Source organism: Pseudofulvibacter geojedonensis (assembly GCF_042675745.1).
Classification (GTDB): domain Bacteria; phylum Bacteroidota; class Bacteroidia; order Flavobacteriales; family Flavobacteriaceae; genus Pseudofulvibacter; species Pseudofulvibacter geojedonensis.
This window is the reverse complement of record NZ_JBHTJM010000002.1, coordinates 442,516-461,874: the sequence shown is the minus strand read 5'-3', so window position 1 is coordinate 461,874 and position 19,359 is coordinate 442,516. Positions and strand designations below refer to the sequence as shown.

The window sequence follows — 19,359 nt, the reverse complement described above, 5'->3', positions numbered from 1 at the left end:
TCATGAAAAAAGTTTTATTATTAATTATTTTCTGCCTTTGTAGCTTTTGGTGTCTAGCTCAAGATTTTAATTTACAAGGAGATTTAAGATTGGGAACAGCTAACCCATCTTTGAGTCCTATACCTTGGGGATATGGTACTATAAAACTACATTTTGATGATAATACAGAAGTAGAAGTTCCATCGACAAGAACAAGTGTAGGAAATCCAGGAGCAGGAGAGGCTGGAGGAACACAAACAGTCATTATAGATTATACCTTTTCTGGAAAAAAAGCTACTAAAATTGTGATAGAATCACATATAAGTAATTTTGCGGGTACTGAGTTTATAGGAGCTTCTCCTTACACTAAAGAATATTCAATTACAAATAATTGTCTTAATATTGTTAATGATACTTACGATGTTATTGCAACCCATCATGAAATTAATACATTAAAGCTAACTCCACAGATTCAATTAGTACAGCCTACTAATAATTCTTTTTTTACCTGTACACCTTTAAGTATAGATTTAAATTTAGATACTACATATAACCCTATAATTAATTGGGAATATTCTGTAGGTAGTGGTTCTTGGCAATCATTACCGGCTGCTTACCAAAACGATACTTCTATAAACGTTAACGTTAGCGACCTTACCGGAGTATCTGCAGGAAATACTGTTAGATTTAGGCTTCATTTAACTTCTTGTAATAATTTTATTTCTAATATTATAAGTTATACAGTAGTATCATGTTCTCCTCAGTTATTGTCTTTTAACACCACCAACACACAATGTTCTTATACAAGTGATGGTAGTTTTACGGCTACTTTTAATAGGGCTTTAAATGCAGGAGAAACATTACTAATGAGTCTTTATAGAATAGATGGCGGCGGTACAGAAGTATTAATTAATCAAGAGTCAACTACTACATTGGCAACCGGCAATACCTATACTTGGCCTTTACCCTTACCAGCTGCTAATTATGTGGTAAAATACCAAACAGAAACTTCGGGTGTCTTTTCTAGTTTAGAAACCTCTAGTCAATTTACCATAAATAGTCCTTCGGCAGTAAGTTTTACTGCAACTAAAAATAACGATGTATACTGTAATGGAGGAAACGATGGTTCCATAAACATTTCAGCATCTGGAGGAATTGGAACTTATCAGTATCAAATAGATGGGGGAAGTTGGGTTAATTTTGCTAATGCGAATAGCCATACATTATCGAGTTTATCAACAGGTTCTTATACTATTAAGGTTAGAGATGCTAATTTATGCGTAGAAAAATTAGGTAATGGTTCTGATAAAGAGATCACTGTTGTTATAGCTCAGCCTAATGAAGTGGTATCTGTTAACTTAGTGAATATTCAGAATGCGACTGCTAACGGATATACAAATGGAAGCATTCTAGTAGATATAAATGGTGGTACTGCTTTAGGAGATGGTAGTTATACTTTTGAGTGGAGAGATAGCTCAAATAATATTGTTAATACGACAACAACTCAAAATGTAGCTTCTGGATATAGAATAGGTTTAACAAATTTGGGGGCAGGCACTTATACATTAAGGATTTTCGATGCGAATTATTCTACAGCCACTACGCAAAATGGCTGTACTGTATCGAGTTCTTATACCGTCACAGAACCTCCAGTTTTAACAGTTGGGTTAACAGAAACAACTCCTATATCGTGTAATAGTGCTAATACATTTAATAATCCAAGTAATAATGGTGTATTAACAGCAACCGCTACAGGAGGGGTAGTTCATAGTCCTCTTATTGGTGGCTTTTACTCATATATTTATACTTGGGAAAAGAAAGATGGAGCAGGAGTTTGGCAAGTACTATCAGGAGAAACAACAAATCAATTAACCAATGTAAGTGCTGGCGAATATGCTGTAAGAGTAGAAGATGCTAATGGTATAGTAGTAGATTCTAAAGTTAATGGAAATGGTTTGATAATTTCTGAACCAACTTTGTTACAAGTAAGTTTAGTTAAGACCGATGTATTTTGTAATAATGGTACAGACGGAAGCATAGATGCTACTATTACAGGTGGTACAGGGCCTTATAATATATTATGGAACACAGGTAGTACTACAGAAGATTTATCTAATTTGGTTGCAGGAAATTATTCAGTTTCAATTACAGATGCTAGAGGTTGTCAAGCCCAAGCATCTATAACTATAAATCAGCCAACTATACCTTTAAATATTAGTTATAACTTTTCTGAGCCTACTACAGATGGCGCAACAGACGGTTGGATACAAGCTACGATTACAGGAGGTACACCTTTGTCAGATGGTAGTTATACATTTTTATGGCAAGATTCGTCTAATACTAATTTAGTAGCTCAAGTATCAGCAGTTGTTAATGCTAATAATTACCAGTTAACACTTAATAATTTAGGAGAGGGAACATATTATTTAACAATTCAAGATAATAACTATGGAATAGCTGGAAATAATACTAATTGTACAGTTATTAATAGTAGTTTAGTTATTAATGACCCTGATCCATTATCAGTATCAATTAATTTAGACAATCCAATATCGTGTAATAATAGTAATACACAAAATGATCCATTTAGTAATGGCCAACTTACGGCAAATCCTGTAGGAGGTGTTCAATTGCCTACGGGGGGCTATAATTATGAGTGGTTTGTACATAATGGAAGTGGATTTGTGAGTATTGGACAAAATACAGCTACAGCTACTAGTTTGTCAGCTGGACTTTATCAGGTTGTTATAACAGATAATAATGGAATCCAGGTTTTTGATACAATATCTTTATTACAGCCAGATTTATTAGAGCTGAATTTTACCAAGCAAGATATTTTCTGCAAGGGAAGTGTTACAGGGAGTATAGATATAACCGTATCAGGAGGTACACCAACCTATACGTATCAATGGAAAGATGCTTCAGGTACACAAATTTCTACGAGTGAGGATGTTAATAATTTGGGGCCTGGAGATTATACTATAACAGTGACAGATAATAGAGGATGTAAGGCTATACAAGTTATTACTATTACTGAACCAGCAAATGCTTTAACGATTATTTCTAATTCAGTAAATAATCCATCTGCAAATATGGCTACGGACGGAAGTATTAACGTAACTGTTCAAGGAGGTACACCTCCTTATACATACGAATGGCAAGATGCTACAAGTGCTACTATTGGAACAACAGAAGATATAGCTGGTTTAGGAGATGGGACTTATACATTAATTGTTAAAGATGCTAACTTTAATCTTACAACAAGTAATTCCGGATGCGTTGTTTCGGAAGTATTTACATTAACAGAGCCAGCAGTGTTAACGGCTGTAATTAATATTAATAATTCAATATCATGTTTTGGAGGTTCAAATGGAGCTTTGCAAGTTATAGGAAATGGAGGTGTGGCACCATATACCTATAAGTGGTTTGAAGTAAATGGAGGAACACCAACTTCGTTAGGAATAACCTCTAATGTTATTACAAATTTATCGGCAGGTGAATATTTAGTAGAGGTTACAGATTCAAACAGTATTACTGTTCAAGAAACTATTACATTATCAGAACCAGCAGAGCTTACTGTAGATAATATTGCTGTAACAAATATTTTATGCTTTGGTAATACTACAGGGACTATAGATATTACTATAGTTGGAGGTTCTCCTCCTTATACTTATTTCTGGAGTAATGGAGAAACTACGCAAGATATATCAACATTAATAGCTGGAGAGTATGATGTAGTTATAACAGATAGTAATAATTGTCAAGTCACACAAAATAATATAGTGGTTTCTCAGCCTTCTAATGCAATTTCAATAACAAATTCTACAGTAACACCTCTAACTGGGTTTGGAACTAACAATGGTGCTATTGATATAACTGTAAATGGAGGAACACCAAGTTATTCATATCAATGGGTAGATAGTCAAGGTAACCTTATAAGTAATTTACAAGATATTTCAGGATTAGTAGCTGGAACATACCAAGTCACAATAACAGATAATAATATGTGTCAAACTACAGAAACTTATGTTGTTACAGAGCCAGCATTATTAACTGTAGATGCTGTTCAGACACAATTTAATTTATGTTTTAATGATACTATTGCTACTATTCAAGCTAATGTTAATGGAGGTGTTATGCCTTATCAATATGCTTGGTATAATATGTCAGACAGTGCAACCATACTTGGTACAGGTCAGACACTATCAAATCTTTCAGCAGGAACTTATGGTGTAACTATTACAGATGAAAATGGTATTCAAGTTTCTAATACAATTATAGTTACTCATCCAACTGAATTAGGGATTACATCGAGTCAAGTAAATGTATTATGTTTTGGAGAAAATACAGGACTAATAGATGTTACTGTTAATGGTGGTATACCTCCTTATACATACCAATGGAATACAACAGAAACTACAGAAGATATTAATGGATTAATTGCTGGTAATTATACGGTTACAGTATTTGATAATAATAATTGTAGTACTTCTATGTCATATACAATTACACAACCTAGTTCTATTTTAGCTATATCTAGTTCGTCGTTAACCAACCCAACAGGGTTTGGATTAGCCAATGGAAGTGTTAATATAACTGTAGTAGGAGGAACAACAGGATATACATATACTTGGTTAGATAGTAATGGAAACCCTTTATCGGAATCCTCTTCAATACTATCAAATGTGCCGGCAGGAACTTATACTGCTGTTATTACGGATGCTAATAATTGTACAATTCAACAAAGTTTCACACTAAATAATCCACCACAGTTGTCGGTGGTTATTAATGAAACGCAGATAGCTTGTAATGGTGGGGTAGGTAGTTTAGAAGCCATAGGTTCTGGAGGGGTTTTAAATTCAGGAGATAATTATAATTATGAATGGTATGATAATACTAATACTTTAATTGGTAGTAATGCAATACTGAGCGGAGTGTCGGCGGGAGATTATTATGTAATTGTAACTGATAGTAATAATATTCAAGTACAAGCTAATGTAACATTAACAGAGCCAAGTGTATTAAATATTACTAATATTACCGTAACAAATGTATTATGTTATGGAGAATCTACCGGAGCTATAGATATAATGGTTTCTGGAGGAACAGGGGTATATACTTACCAATGGAGTAATGGAAGCGTTAATCAAGATATAACAGGATTAGCTGCAGGAGATTATACTGTTACCATTTCTGATGATAATAACTGTTCTGTATTGCAAACAATTACAGTAGTAGAACCTCAGCTTTATGATATTGTTCAAGTAACATTAATGCGTCCGTCAACTGGCAATTCAGATGGGAGTATATCTGTTGAAATTACTGGTGGAGTTCCAAATTATACTTACGAATGGTATAATGAATCAGGCACTTTACTAAGTCAAACATTAAATTCTGCAAGTGTAACTAATTTGATTACTAATTTACCTATTGGTACATATACTGTAGTGATAACTGATAGTGCAGGTTGTATACACCAAGACTCTTTTAATTTGGCTAATCCAGGTGAGTTAATTGCTAATATAAATCAAGTTCAAAATATAAGTTGTAACGGAGGGAATGATGCACAACTTGAGGCCATTACAATAGGAGGTGCAGGTGGTAATCAGTTTGTTTGGTATAATGCTATAACGAATACACCAATTGGTACCAATAATCCAATATTATCTAATGTCCCAGCAGGAACTTATTATGTAGTGGTAAGTAATGCAGATGGATTACAAGAGCAAAGTGCAGTATTTGAGGTTGTCGAACCACTTCCAATTGATGTAAATTTTGTGTCTAATAATGTTTCTTGCTATCAAGGTAACAACGGTAGTATTACATTGAATGCAACAGGAGGAACAGGTGTTTATGAGTATCGTTTTAGATATAATTCTGGAGCATATAGTGCTTGGTTACCCTTTAATGGGACATCTGCTTTAATGGATGTTTTAGTAAGTGGAAACTACGAAGCCCAAGTAAGAGACTCTAATTTATGTGTTTATAATGACATAATAAATATTGATATTACTGAGCCAAATACATTAGAGATTAATTCAACAACTATAACACATGTATCTGGTTTTGGATTATCCAATGGTACGATAAATATAGCTATAGAAGGAGGAACTTCCCCGTATACAATTTCTTGGGTTAATGAGGCAGGTGTATCACAAGCCTCAACTTCAAATGTCTTATCGAATATACCCGCAGGAAATTATACAGTAATCATTACAGATGCACAATTGTGTTCTATTTCAGAAACATTTACAGTTAATGAACCCAGTTCTTTAGAAGTTAGTATTGCAATTCAAAATGTATTATTGTGTAATGGTGATAGTAATGGAAGTTTACTTGCTACAGTTATGGGAGGAGTTCCATTCACTACGGGTATACCATATCTATATTCATGGTTTGAAGTAGGAAATACTACTAGTATTGGCTCTAATGTTTTAATGGAAAATATTGGAGCAGGTAGTTACTATGTAGTTATCGAAGATCAAAATGGTAATACAACTCAAAGTAGTATTATAGAATTAACAGAACCGGATGCTTTATCAATTGTTTTTGATTCAACTTATTCTGGATGTGGTACAGATAACGATTGGACCATTACAACTCAAGTTTCTGGTGGTACAGCACCATATACATATAGTTGGAATACAGGAGATAATACAGGAGATATTAATAATGTCATTCCAGGAACCTATTTAGTTATAGTAACAGATTCGAATGGCTGCGAATTAATTCAAACTTATACAGTTTCTCCACCATCGAATCTTTTAAGTGTACAATCTAATGTTACCGAAATAACATGTAATGATGTATGCGAAGGCGAAATAGAGTTAGTTGTCTCTGGAGGTGTATCTCCATATATAATTAATTGGAATACAGGAGATAATTTGAATTACCTTCAAAATTTATGTGCAGGGGAGTATAGTGTAATAGTTACAGATCAATTAGGTTGTGAAGTTCAATTAGATTTTATATTAGAAAATGCAGAAGAAGTTATTGTAGATTTAGGAGATGATCGAACATTATGCAGTGGTCAATCTCATGATTTAGATGTAACAATACAAGATTTAGGAGCAACATATAATTGGACTTCTGATAATGGATTTTCAAGTAATTCGCCTACTGTATCATTAACCCAACAAGGAGAATATACTATTAATATAACTACTTCTAGTGGATGTGTAATAACGGATACTATTCAAATTTGGCAATCTAATGTAGGTATTAACTCTCAGTTTTTAATTACCACTCAAGCGTTTGCAGAGGAAGATATAATTTTAGTTAATACTAGTAACCCAGTAAGTGAAAATGTTCAATGGTTTATTCCAAACGAAGCAGAGATTATTCAAGAAGAAGATAATACTATAGTATTACGTTTTGATATTCCAGGTATATACGAAGTAACATTGAGGTCTTTTCAAGGCAGTTGTTATCAAGATTATACTAAGCCAATAATAGTAGAAGAAGCCAGGGATTTACCTGATGTTGGTGATGCAGATGAACCATTTATTATAAGTTTTAATGCGCATCCAAACCCATCAAATGGTAATTTTTCAGTAGATGTAAATTTACAAGAAACCGCTTCCATTTCAGTAAGGATATATAGTTTAATATCTAATATACCTGTTGATGACAGGCAAGTATACGGTTCTAGCGAATATACTTTTAATTATAGTTTAAATTTAGCTTCAGGATTATATGTCATTTTATTAGAAACACCAAAAGGAAGTGAAATTAGAAAAATAGTAATTGAATGATGCAAATGAAAAACAATATAAAAACTAAATTAAAGTTTATTGTTGCCTTAATGTTTGTAATGATAATGATTTTAAGTTGTGTAGAAGAAGTTGCTGTTCCAGTAGTTACTGATTTTAATGCAGAAATAGAAAATAACGACTATTCCGTTCCTGTACATGTTAGAATAACAAATATAACAGAGGGAGCAGATACCTACAATTGGAGCTTTCCGGGAGGAATTCCTGAAGTATCATCAGATCGAAATCCAGGAACGATTATTTATAGTCAACCAGGTAATTATACAATTAGATTGGAGGCTTCTAATAGAGATGGGAGCATTGATGTAAAAGAGAAAGAAATTTCAATTTATGATGCTGTACAGACGAGTTTTACGGCAGAGTATATTATAAATAATTTTCCTCCAATGGAAGTAGTGTTAACAAATAGTACTACAGGAGCAGACTCATATCAATGGTTGTTTGAAGAAGGAATGCCCCTTTCGAGTACTCAACAACATCCCAATAATGTGGTATTTAATACACCGGGCGATCATATAATAACATTAGAGGTTAGTAATGGTATAGAAACATTTCAATCACAGCAAACTGTTACAGTTGCACCACATTTAGAAACTAATTTTTCTTATAATGTAAATTTAGAGGATAATGATTTTGAAGCGCCAGTTACTTTAACAATGGTAAATACATGTATTAGTGCTACCGATTATATATGGACTTTTACTGGAGGAACGCCAAGTTCAAGTACAGAAGAAAACCCTACGGTAACATATAGTACTCCTGGAACTTATACTATAAATTTAGAAGCGACTAATGGAAAAGAAACACAAATGATATCTCAAACAGTTACAGTACTTCCAAATACTAACTTAAGAACTTTTACAGATATTGAAATAGGTATTAATACAGCACATATCAGTAATACTAAAGCGGCTTTTTTTTCAACAACTATGCAAAGGACGTATACCAATAGTGAAGTAGATAATAGTAATGGAAGTGAAATAGATATTGCATTTTATGGTTTAAATCAAAATTTTACTTACAATAAATTTGTCTCGCCAAATCAAGTTCAAGATTATACATTTGATGCAATTCCTGGAGCTAATCATACAAAGTTTATAAACAGTATAGAAACTTGTAATTGTTCTGCATCAATGACTGTTTCCGAGTTTGATAGCATGACAGATGATACAATTTTAGACGCGTTAACTATTGAAGAAACTATAGGAGGATTACAAGATTTTGACAATACCATAGAGCCTAGAATCATATTGTTTGAAACACCTGATGAAAGAAAAGGAGCTATAAAAATAAAAGACTTTGTAGAGGATGGACAGAATTCATATGTAATTGTAGATATTAAAGTACAAAAGCAGTAGTTATAAAAACAATATTAAAAATGAATAAATTTTTAAGCCCCATAAAAAAAATGTTGTCGACTGTAAGCTATAAACTATTTATTATTTGCTGTTTATTATTTACTGGAGTAACATTCGGACAAATTTATCCAGTTCAAGTTACACCACAACTCATACCTCCTTACAGTTTAAAGCTATCTGATTATCAAACTACATCTACAGAGAAACTTTTTGTTAATTTATTACTTACAGATACTCAAGAGTTAAGTAGGCAGGTGCGATTAAAGATGTATATAGAAGGTCAGGGGTTAAATATTCAAACCTCAGATTTTGTAACTGGAGCTTCACCTATTTTTTTAGATGGAGGTATAAGTTTAAGGTTATCTAATTTAGATTTACGGCCATATTTTAATCAAAATAATTTATTAGGTTTACCAGCAGGTCAATATAATCAACCTTTACCTGACGGATTATATAATTTTTGTTTTGAAGTATATGATGCTTTATCGGGGCAACGTATATCTCAAAAAAGTTGTTTGCTGGCATTTTTAGTGTTAAATGATCCTCCGATTCTTAATGTACCATTTAGAGGAGATGTTGTCACTGCTCAAAACCCTCAAAATATTGTATTTAACTGGACTCCAAGACATTTAAATGCCACTGCTGTACAATATGAATTTATTATAAAGGAGTTGTGGGATACTGGAATAGATCCACAAGCTGCATTTTTAAGCAGTCCTCCATTACATGAAGAAACAACTTTTGCAACCACTTTATTATATGGCCCAGCTCATATACAATTAATAGAGGGTAAAACATATGGTTGGCAAGTTAGAGCCTTAGTTAGTGATGGTATTAGTGAAACTTCTGTATTTAGAAATGACGGTTTTAGTGAAATATTTCATTTTAAATATGAGGGTAATTGTGATACACCAGAATTTATATTATCTGAAGCACAAAGTTCACAAACTGTAGAAGTTACTTGGTCATATTCAGATCATTTAAGATATGAAATTCAATATAGAAAAAAAGATTATAGCAATGCACAATGGTTTAGCATATATGCGTATAATCAACAGGCTACTATTCATAATTTAGAGCCAGGAGTTACTTATGAGTTTAGAGTAGGGGGTGAATGTACTGTTCAAGGAGGATTTGCTTTTTCAAATATTTATGAATTTACAACACCAACAGAAGAAGAAGTTGCTTATTATAATTGTGGAGTTTTACCTGAAGTAGAAATTTCAAATCAAAATCCATTGCAGAATATAGGAGTAAACGAAGTCTTTACTGCTGGAGATTTTCCTGTTACTGTAAAGGCAGTTACTAGTATGGGTAATGGAACTTATAGTGGTTGGGGAATTATAAGTGTTCCGTATTTAGATGATACCAAAATAAGGGTAGAGTTTGAAAATATTATAATTAATACAGATTTCCAATTAATACAAGGTGTAGTACAAACCACCTATGACCCTAATTGGGAAGGCATTGCCGATATAGATGAAGCCATAGAAGATGTTTTTGGAGATAACGGAGAAATTGAAGAATTTGATGCGGATACAATAGATATAGCTGATGTTGTTGTAGATGAAAATGGCAATATAACTATTATAGATGAAGAGGGTAACGAAACGACAATAGATGTTGATACGCCAGTAGTTATTACAGATGAAAATGGAGACCAGTGGCTTGTAGATGAAGATGGTAATGTTACTGAATTAGGACCAGAAGCAGAAGGAGGTGCTCCAATAGCCGATAATACAAATGGTATAGGAGATAATGGTTCAGTTACTCAAATATCATCTGAAGATGTAACGGTAATTTTCGGACCGTCGGGTTCTTATGCTACAGATAAACTTAGATTGGATATACAAGACAATAGCTTTGTTAATAAATACGAAAGTATACCAATGGCCAGTGGTGGTAACTACAATGCTTTGTATAAAGCCTTATCAAATACACCGCAGGTTACAGATCAATTAACAGCATCAGCGACATTTAGTAATGGTAAAACTAAAGAAGATATAGTTTTTAAAACTATTCAAGGAACTGCTATTCCGGTAGAATGGAATAATAACATAGCTACATTAAATTTAGAAAAACAATATGATTTTGCTAAAGATGAAATCTTAGCCACTGTAAAGCCTCAAGATTCTACAGCAAATTATGATATAGCTGGTAAAGCCAATATATGGCATATTAAACAACAAGCAGTTAATTTAACTATTGTACCAATAGGTAGTGGGCAAAACTTGGTAAATGAGCAACTTGAAACAGAAATTAATGCTATATACAATCCTGTTGGGGTTCACTTTAATATAACAATAGACGAACCAATAGCAATAAATACATCAATTTGGGATTTAAATAGCAATGATAAACTAGATGTTGGAGATAGTAATTTACTAGCAAATTATACTTCAGAACAACGAGCAATTTATCAATATTATCAATCTCAGCGTCAACAAAACGGACAAATGTATTATATGTTTGTATTGGGTAATGATGTAACGACAACAGATACTGCTGTAAAAGGGTTTATGCCATTAAATCGCCAATATGGTTTTGTATTTAACCCTAGTGATGTAGCTCGAACTATTTCACATGAAATAGGTCATGGAGTTTTTGGGTTAGAGCATCCATTTACTGAATATAACATTCCTCTATCTAGTACAGATTTATTAATGGATTATGGTACAGGTATAGCGTTTACCCATATGGACTGGCAAAAAATTCATGCTCCAGGTTTACAGTTGTACTTATTTCAAAATGATGAAGATGGGGAATTATTTGGAAGAGTGTGGCTTACTGCAGAATGGACACCATTTAGTTTCAATTCAACAAATACAAGTATTATAAGTGATGTAAATAGTAGTAATGTTGCATTGGGAGCGGTTAGAAAAATAAAACATAATAATATAGTCTATACAGCTTCGGGTAATCAATATATAAGTGATACAGGAGAAATTTTACCTATCACAAACGAGAATCCAGAAGAGAATGATTATGTATACCTGTATAAGTATAATAATGGTTGCGGAACAAATACTTTCCATAAGACTAAGTGGGGATATATTAACGACAAAAAAAATCAATTAACTAATAGTTCATTTTATGATGAATCTTGTGTTGATTCGAGTGGAGAAAGGTGTATTGGGATTGGAACATTAATAACTTGCCCAGAAAATAATTCGGAAAATGAAAATAGATGTTCTCAGTTTAATTACTATAGTGAGATTGAACCAGTTCATCAACAAGCGGTAACTAATGCACTTTCAGAGGCTATAAACGAAATACAAAATACATCTAATACATTAGTAAGAGAAAAAAATGTGTTTTCACATATTCAATTTACTAATGTTTCAGAATCTAACTTTAAAAAAGAGCAGTTAGAAGTTTTGGAGGATAAATTACATTTATTAGCACATTACACTCAGGATACTTATATGGTTGTTACTTTTTTAAAGGTTGATAATAATTTTAAGTATAGTAATCAACATATAACAGAGATGGCAGAAAAAGCCTTAGAATCTGTAGATAGTTCTGGAAAAAAGATAATTAATGTAATTGTACCTTGTAGTGATTATGAATCTATATTTGGAGTAGGAGTTTTTAATAATGATGTTTGTTATAACATGGGATACGGAGAAAGTCAGCAAGGTTTAATAGCTCAATCTAATCCGTTACTTTTTTCAGGATCAATACCTAAAGATATTCTTAACCTGTATAAATATATAAATAAGCCAGTTAATTTATATGCTAATGCGCTTCTTGCAGATGGTTCTTTAGTTCATTTAAAGCATCAAAACATTCAAAGTAAAATAGGGTTGCCTTTTATTAATGGAATGAGATTACTTGTTAGTCCTCATTATCAAGTTTTAAAAGAATTAAAAGAAGCGATTCCTAAGCATCCAGATAAAAGTGACTATAAAGATGCTATAGGTCAAACAAATTGGAATGAGTATAATGAAGCAGTTAGAGAATTTGAAATTCAGTATAAGATTAAGAAAGAAGCTTATGATACAGCTGTTATTGCAGCAAGGGTTGCTGATAAAGAGGCAGTTGATACTAAAGATATTGATTACTTTATTAAGGATGAGAACCCTGTTGAATTAAGGGAGGTTTTTATTACAGAAAATACTATAACTTCCGAAAATAATTTACAAATAGTATATTCTAACTATCATTTTTCTAAAGCAGAATATGGAGGTTTAGTTTCAAATTTAGGTTATGCTTTTGGATTATTTGGGAGTTTAGAATCTGAAACACATTTTTATAAGGCAATAAACGAAAGACAATATATTTATGGTACAATAGATGCTTTTTCGTTAATACTTTCTCCTGTTGGTTTAGATATAATACCAGATACTGTAGGGTTATTATACGCAACTTATCATGGAGACTCTTTTGAAATTGGTGCATATACAGTAGGAATTGTAGCAGTAGGATTTACTTCATATGCATCGCATGTATATTTTAAATTAGTAAAAAATAAAAATAGTCTAGGAGAAACGGTAAACTATTCAATGAAAAATATTGATGATGTTCTTGATGCTAATCAAGAAGAAGTAGCCACAGTTGTAGGAAGATCTCTAGACAATAATACAAACGCTATAGATGATGCTTTAAATAAAGTTAGAGCAGATTACGGGTACGACGTTACTCTTGTTTTAGACGATATAATTGATGAATTGTTTGGTTTTGTCGATACAAACTTTCCTGATTGGCCTTTAGATTTAAGAAATGCATTAAAATCGGATCTTCAGAATTCAAATAATCAAATGCTTAACTTATTTAACCAAGCTCCATTATCTAAGAAAATAGAATTAGGAAAAAGTTGGAAGCTATTGCATGAAATGGCAGATGATATAGGTGTAGTTTGGAAGACAGATGCTAGTTTAATAGCCAAACTTACAGATGATATAATAGAAAACCCTGGTTTAAAAAACATATTAAAAAATAATACAGACTTATTTAATGGATGGAAAAGTTTTAGAACTAAGTATCCTGGAGAAGTTTTATGTACACAATAAGAATATAAGTAATGAAAATTATTATTAAGCATATATTATATTTAGTTCTAGCGTTAACTTTTACTGTTAGTCAAGCACAGTGTTGGTTTTCAAGTTTGGTCGCAAATAAAAATGCAGCAAACGCAACAGAAGAGTTTAAGACTTTTGTAAAAAATGACGAGGATGCCTTTTTTCTGTATAAAAAACTGTATACCGCAGGAAAGCCCAATGAAGTTATTACAAATGTTAATGTTCTTGAGTTTTTTAAGAAACTAAATGCTGATGAATTAACAAGTTTAGAGTCTAAAATTTTAAATGATTTAGATGGTATACAACTTACTAAGTTTGTGGATGATTTTGGTATAGATATCTCTAAGTTAACCACTATTAATGACGTCCCTGACTTAATAAATGCTTGGGAATCGCTTAGCTTAGCAAGTGTTGATAATATAATTAGAACAGATACAGATGTCTTAACTAAACTAGATGACTATTTTAAGAAATATTCAAATAATGTAGATGACTTTAATTCAGAACTTAATGCAGTAATTGATAAGGCTGATTATCTTCGAAAATTAGGAATAGTTAGGCATACTAATTGGGTTTCAATTTCTAATATTTCTAATAAAGTTTTGGCAAGAAAGCCTCATGTTTTAGAGGTGGAAAATTTAATACAGACGAATAACTATACACCTCCTGGAAGTAGTACAAGTATAACTTTAGAAGGGTTTACTGGAGTGCATAGTGAAAAAGCTTTGATGAACTATACCAACACTCATGGTGGAACTTATTCTATAAAAAATAAATCGACACCAAATGCAGGAGGAGCTTATGAAGGCCAACCAGTTATAACTATAGGAGGAAAGGATTATGTGAAGGTTAATGGGGTAAAAGTGGAATTTTCCCCAAATAAGTTTGGAGGTACATCTTCTTTTTTTCCTGACTCATGGGATATTCCTAAAGTCTTAGAAGAAGTAGAACATGCTATTAAAAATAATCATGGAAAAGTGAATCCTACCAATCCAGGTAGTAATGTACATTATGGGTATTCAAGTAATGGAAAGGTTAAGATTCATTTCTATTATAATATAAATAATGGAAGTATCATTTCATACTTCCCAAAAATATAAGATATATGAAATATGAAATTAAACCATATATAGCAGTAGAAGATATAAACTATCAAACATTAGTTTCTGAAATAATGAATTTTTCATTAAGAGAACTTGAAGTGATTGTAGATATAATGAAAAGAGTACTTGATAAAGAAATAAAGTCAAGCTCATTTAGTCAGAATATTGTGATAGTAGAGTACAATTCACAAAAAGCAATTATTAAACATTTTGACGAGTACGTTGGAGAGGAGAAGACAATAGATTTATATACTATGTTAGTTGAATATATATCAATGTTAAGAGGAAGATGCTAAAGTTTATAGAGAAGAAATAATTTATAGTAATAAGTAATATTCAGATACAATAATTAAAAAATAAAGCCCTCATTTTTATTATGCCAATACCTACTATAACAATGCTGCTTAAGCATTTGTTCATATGTTTTTGTATGTTTTTATTTACTACTATAGCTTATGGTCAAAATATAGATTTTGAATCCTTTGGTAAAGGAAAAGCACTTAAGGTTAGTGGAGGTATATCTGCAAATTCAGTATTTTATAATGCCAATCAGCAAACAGGAAGAGAAGCCTTTACCTATTTTTTACAAGGGAATTTAAATCTTAGTTTGTATCAGTTTAGTATGCCTATAAGTTATAGTTATAGTAACCAAGGAGCATTGTTAAACTATAACGTTCCGTTTAAATTCAACAGGTTTAGCTTGCATCCAAAATACAAGTGGTTTCAAGGGCATATTGGAGATGTAACTATGAATTTTTCACCTTATACTTTAAATGGGCATTTGTTTACTGGCGGAGGTGTAGAATTAACTCCTAAAGGTAAATTTAAGGTTAGTGCCATGGGAGGTAGATTACTTAGGGCAACAGAAGACGATGATGAACCTAATACCATACCGGCGTTTACCAGAATGGGATATGGTTTAAATGTGGGTTACGAGCATAACAAACTAGCGCTAAATGTTATTGGGTTTTATGCTAAAGACCAAATGAACTCTATTAGTACAATACCAGAAGAAAAAGGTGTAACACCCAAAGAAAACTTGGTAGTTAGCTTAGGAGGTGCGTATAAAATTTCAGAAGATTTAGATATTATTGCAGAATACGCTTCGACAGCTATTACACAGGATTTAAGGGCCGAAGATTCTAGTAATGGAGAAGGGTTAGCTAGTTTATTATTTAATGATAAAAGTTCTACAGAATATCATAAGGCTATAAAAGCAGGGTTTAATTATAGTTTTAAAAAAGCTACTTTAGGTGTTACTTATGAGCGTATAGATCCGGGTTACGAAACTTTAGGGGCATATTTTTTTAATAATGATTTTGAAAATATTACCTTGAATTCTACAACTATGTTGTTAAAAGATAAGCTTAGTTTATCTTTTAATATAGGGTATCAACGTGATAATTTGGAAAAACAAAAAGAACAATCTACTAACAGAACTGTAGGATCTGTAAATGCCAGTTATACAGCATCAGAGCGTTTAACACTAACGGCTATGTATTCTAATTTTACAACATTTACAAATGCTAGATTAGATCAGTTTGAGACCATAAACGACGATAATTTATTAGATAATGCAAATGAGCAATTTGATTATAAACAATTATCGCAAAATGCTAATATTAACGTGAATTATATTTTAGCAAAGAGTGAAAAAAATCAACAAAACTTAAATGTAAATTATGCTTTAGCTGATGTGTCTAATGAACAAAATGGAATTGTACGTATTGGTAATGCTTCAACTTTTCATAATGCTAATGTTTCTTACTCATTGGTGTTTCCAAAGAAAAAAACAGCTATAACTACAGCAATAAACGGTACTGTTAATACTATAGAAAAAGAAAACGCTACTACTTGGGGACCAACATTGGGGGTAAATAAAAAGTTTTTAGATAATAAATTAAATACAGGTTTTGCAGCATCGTATAATTCAAGTACTAGTAAAACCAGCTTCACTAGTGTAACGAATTTTAGAATTAACGCAAATTATGTGTATAAAGACAAGCATAATTTTAACCTTAATGGTATACAATTATTTAGAAACTCTACTTCTAATTATGGTAAAGAATTAACTATAACATTTGGTTATAATTATAGTTTTTAAAAAAAATTAATTCCAATTAATAAAGCAATAGTTCTCGTGTTGTACCTTATTGTATTTTGGCAATTCTATGGCATGCTTAAAATAAAGGACAGTCAACCACTAAAGTATGATATTCTCCATTTTCACCACAACAATCGATTCCCAAGACTTCTAAATCATCTAATAACTCTAGATCAATTTCTCTTCCTAAAAAGATTTTCCTAGAGTGGTGTTGCAAGAAACAATAATGGCTTTTATGCCTTTGTTAATCATATCTATAACCAATTGTTTCCTATTTCCTTGCCATAGAGGAAGTATTGGTTTTAATTTTGCAGCATTACATACTTTTTCTTCCCATGCTTTATGAGATTCAATATCAATATCGCCAAAAACTACTGCATCTAACTGGTGTTTATTTTTTAGGTCGTTTAATTTTTTTATAAAAGTTTTTTCGTAATCTTCCCAAGATGCTTGGCAAGTTTCCAAAGCTAGATTCATAGCATTGGCTTGTTGTTTTAAAATAGATAAGGTAATACCATCTATAGGAATATTAATAGAACCTAAACTTATATTGGTAAGAAAGAGAGTTATAAATACCAGAATAAGTATTATAAATATTGGTGTGTATGTTTTTTTAGATTCCAAAGAATAAATTAAATGTAAAAATACAATTAGAATTTATGTAATTCTCTTTTGTTAAAAATAAAATTCAAAAATGTTTTATGAGTTGCATTCAGCTATAGTTAAGCCTTCCTTAATTTTTAATCCCGACGAGTCTTTTACAATTTTAATTATATGGCCATATTCAAGTTTTATTTTAAAAGAATCTTTTAAGTCTATATTATTTAATCGAGCTATAATGGCTCTAATAACTCCAGCATGAGTTATAATTATTTTGTTGGAATCAGATAGAGTAACAATTCTATCAAAAGATTCATTAACTCTTTTACTTAATTCTATGTACGATTCTCCGTTTGGAGGTTTTTCAAATACAAAATTCTTCATCCAAATATTTAACTCTTCAGAGTCTATATCATTCCACGCTTTTAATTCCCAATCACCAAAATTTATTTCTTTTAGATTACTATCAAGAACAATATTTTCATTAAAACTTTTAGCCAGTATGGTGCATCGTTTTAATGGGCTACTATAAATCTCTGGTTTGATAGTTTGTATACTTGATGTGACTCTTGATATTTCTTCAGCGTAATTATTTATTAAATCTAAATCTGATTGTCCGTAACAAATACCCGAATCTATTTTTGGGGTAGTATGTCTAATTAAATATATTTCCATAAAGCAATAAAACTTAAATAAAATACAACTTCACTAATTTGTTGTACAGCACCTGCACAATCACCTGTTTGTCCTCCAATCCATTTTTTAAACTTAGCACCTAGAAATATTTTTGATAAATACATAGGTATAAATACAAGGAAAATTTCCCATTTGTTAAAAAATAATAAAGGTATACTGGCTATCACAAAATTTGTAAATAAAAAGTACAATGGTATTTTTTGAGCAGCAGCTTTCGATTTACTGTCGTTTGTTATTCTTACATATGGGTGTGTATAAAGTAAGGAGGCGGCTATAAACCTACTAGCACTATGGGCAGAAATTATAACAAGAGGAATTAAAGCAGAATCTATTTCGCGTAAAGCAGAAAATTTAAAAGCAAGAATTAATATAATTCCAATTGCTCCATATACTCCAATGCTAGAGTCTTTCATGATCGATAGTATTTTATCTTTTGTCCATCCACCACCAAAGCCATCACATACATCTGCAAAACCATCTTCATGAAAACCAGCAGTAGCATATATAGTTGCTAAAATGCTAAAAAGAAGTGATATTTCATTTGAAAAAAGAAAAGAACTACCATAAAAAGCAATTGATCCTATACCTCCAACAAGAATACCTATTAAAGAGATGTATTTAGAAGTTTGTGATACAATAATCGGATTATGATCGACCCATTTCGGACATGGTATTCGAGTATAAAACATAATAGCCGTTAAAAATATATGAAGTTCTTTTTTCATT

General features: G+C 31.7%; 10 protein-coding genes. 6 read left to right on the top strand and 4 right to left on the bottom strand.

Going from position 1 to position 19,359, the window contains the following annotated elements:
* Positions 1-2 precede the first annotated feature (2 nt).
* The 6 genes from ACFQ1O_RS02720 (at position 3) to ACFQ1O_RS02695 (ending at position 17,337) form a co-directional block, all read left to right on the top strand.
* Positions 3-7,733, top strand: coding sequence for a T9SS type A sorting domain-containing protein (locus tag ACFQ1O_RS02720; protein WP_377713049.1), 7,731 nt, complete (start codon positions 3-5; stop codon positions 7,731-7,733).
* A 5-nt stretch (positions 7,734-7,738) separates the two neighbouring features.
* On the top strand, positions 7,739-9,109 hold the full coding sequence (locus tag ACFQ1O_RS02715; RefSeq protein WP_377713047.1) for a PKD domain-containing protein: 1,371 nt from the start codon (positions 7,739-7,741) through the stop codon (positions 9,107-9,109).
* Between the two features lie 20 nt (positions 9,110-9,129).
* A complete protein-coding gene (locus tag ACFQ1O_RS02710; protein WP_377713045.1) occupies positions 9,130-14,121 on the top strand; it encodes a fibronectin type III domain-containing protein in 4,992 nt (1,663 codons plus the stop codon).
* An 11-nt stretch (positions 14,122-14,132) separates the two neighbouring features.
* Complete coding sequence (locus tag ACFQ1O_RS02705) at positions 14,133-15,230, top strand: EndoU domain-containing protein (protein ID WP_377713043.1); 1,098 nt, start codon at positions 14,133-14,135, stop codon at positions 15,228-15,230.
* A gap of 5 nt (positions 15,231-15,235) precedes the next feature.
* A complete protein-coding gene (locus tag ACFQ1O_RS02700; RefSeq protein ID WP_377713041.1) occupies positions 15,236-15,529 on the top strand; it encodes a hypothetical protein in 294 nt (97 codons plus the stop codon).
* A 134-nt stretch (positions 15,530-15,663) separates the two neighbouring features.
* A complete protein-coding gene (locus ACFQ1O_RS02695) occupies positions 15,664-17,337 on the top strand; it encodes a hypothetical protein (RefSeq protein WP_377713039.1) in 1,674 nt (557 codons plus the stop codon).
* 76 nt (positions 17,338-17,413) lie between these two features.
* Here ACFQ1O_RS02695 and ACFQ1O_RS02690 read toward each other — a convergent pair whose 3' ends face one another.
* From ACFQ1O_RS02690 to cobS, 4 genes are all read right to left on the bottom strand, one after another.
* Positions 17,414-17,482, bottom strand: a complete 69-nt coding sequence (locus ACFQ1O_RS02690) for a Dph6-related ATP pyrophosphatase (RefSeq protein ID WP_377713226.1) — start codon at positions 17,480-17,482, stop codon at positions 17,414-17,416.
* Between the two features lie 41 nt (positions 17,483-17,523).
* Positions 17,524-17,961 (bottom strand): Dph6-related ATP pyrophosphatase, encoded by a 438-nt coding sequence (locus ACFQ1O_RS02685; RefSeq protein WP_377713037.1) that lies wholly within the window; start codon positions 17,959-17,961, stop codon positions 17,524-17,526.
* A gap of 75 nt (positions 17,962-18,036) precedes the next feature.
* Positions 18,037-18,612 (bottom strand): alpha-ribazole phosphatase family protein, encoded by a 576-nt coding sequence (cobC, locus tag ACFQ1O_RS02680; protein ID WP_377713035.1) that lies wholly within the window; start codon positions 18,610-18,612, stop codon positions 18,037-18,039.
* Positions 18,597-19,358, bottom strand: a complete 762-nt coding sequence (gene cobS, locus ACFQ1O_RS02675) for an adenosylcobinamide-GDP ribazoletransferase (protein WP_377713033.1) — start codon at positions 19,356-19,358, stop codon at positions 18,597-18,599. The genes cobC and cobS overlap by 16 nt, the downstream gene beginning before the upstream one ends.
* Between the last annotated feature and the right edge of the window lies 1 nt (position 19,359).

Coding starts and splice junctions, on each gene's coding strand:
- ACFQ1O_RS02720 (WP_377713049.1), top strand. CDS start 3: ATGAAAAAAGTTTTATTATTAATTATTTTCTGCCTTTGTAGCTTTTGG.
- ACFQ1O_RS02715 (WP_377713047.1), top strand. CDS start 7,739: ATGAAAAACAATATAAAAACTAAATTAAAGTTTATTGTTGCCTTAATG.
- ACFQ1O_RS02710 (WP_377713045.1), top strand. CDS start 9,130: ATGAATAAATTTTTAAGCCCCATAAAAAAAATGTTGTCGACTGTAAGC.
- ACFQ1O_RS02705 (WP_377713043.1), top strand. CDS start 14,133: ATGAAAATTATTATTAAGCATATATTATATTTAGTTCTAGCGTTAACT.
- ACFQ1O_RS02700 (WP_377713041.1), top strand. CDS start 15,236: ATGAAATATGAAATTAAACCATATATAGCAGTAGAAGATATAAACTAT.
- ACFQ1O_RS02695 (WP_377713039.1), top strand. CDS start 15,664: ATGTTTTTATTTACTACTATAGCTTATGGTCAAAATATAGATTTTGAA.
- cobC (WP_377713035.1), bottom strand. CDS start 18,612: ATGGAAATATATTTAATTAGACATACTACCCCAAAAATAGATTCGGGT.
- cobS (WP_377713033.1), bottom strand. CDS start 19,358: ATGAAAAAAGAACTTCATATATTTTTAACGGCTATTATGTTTTATACT.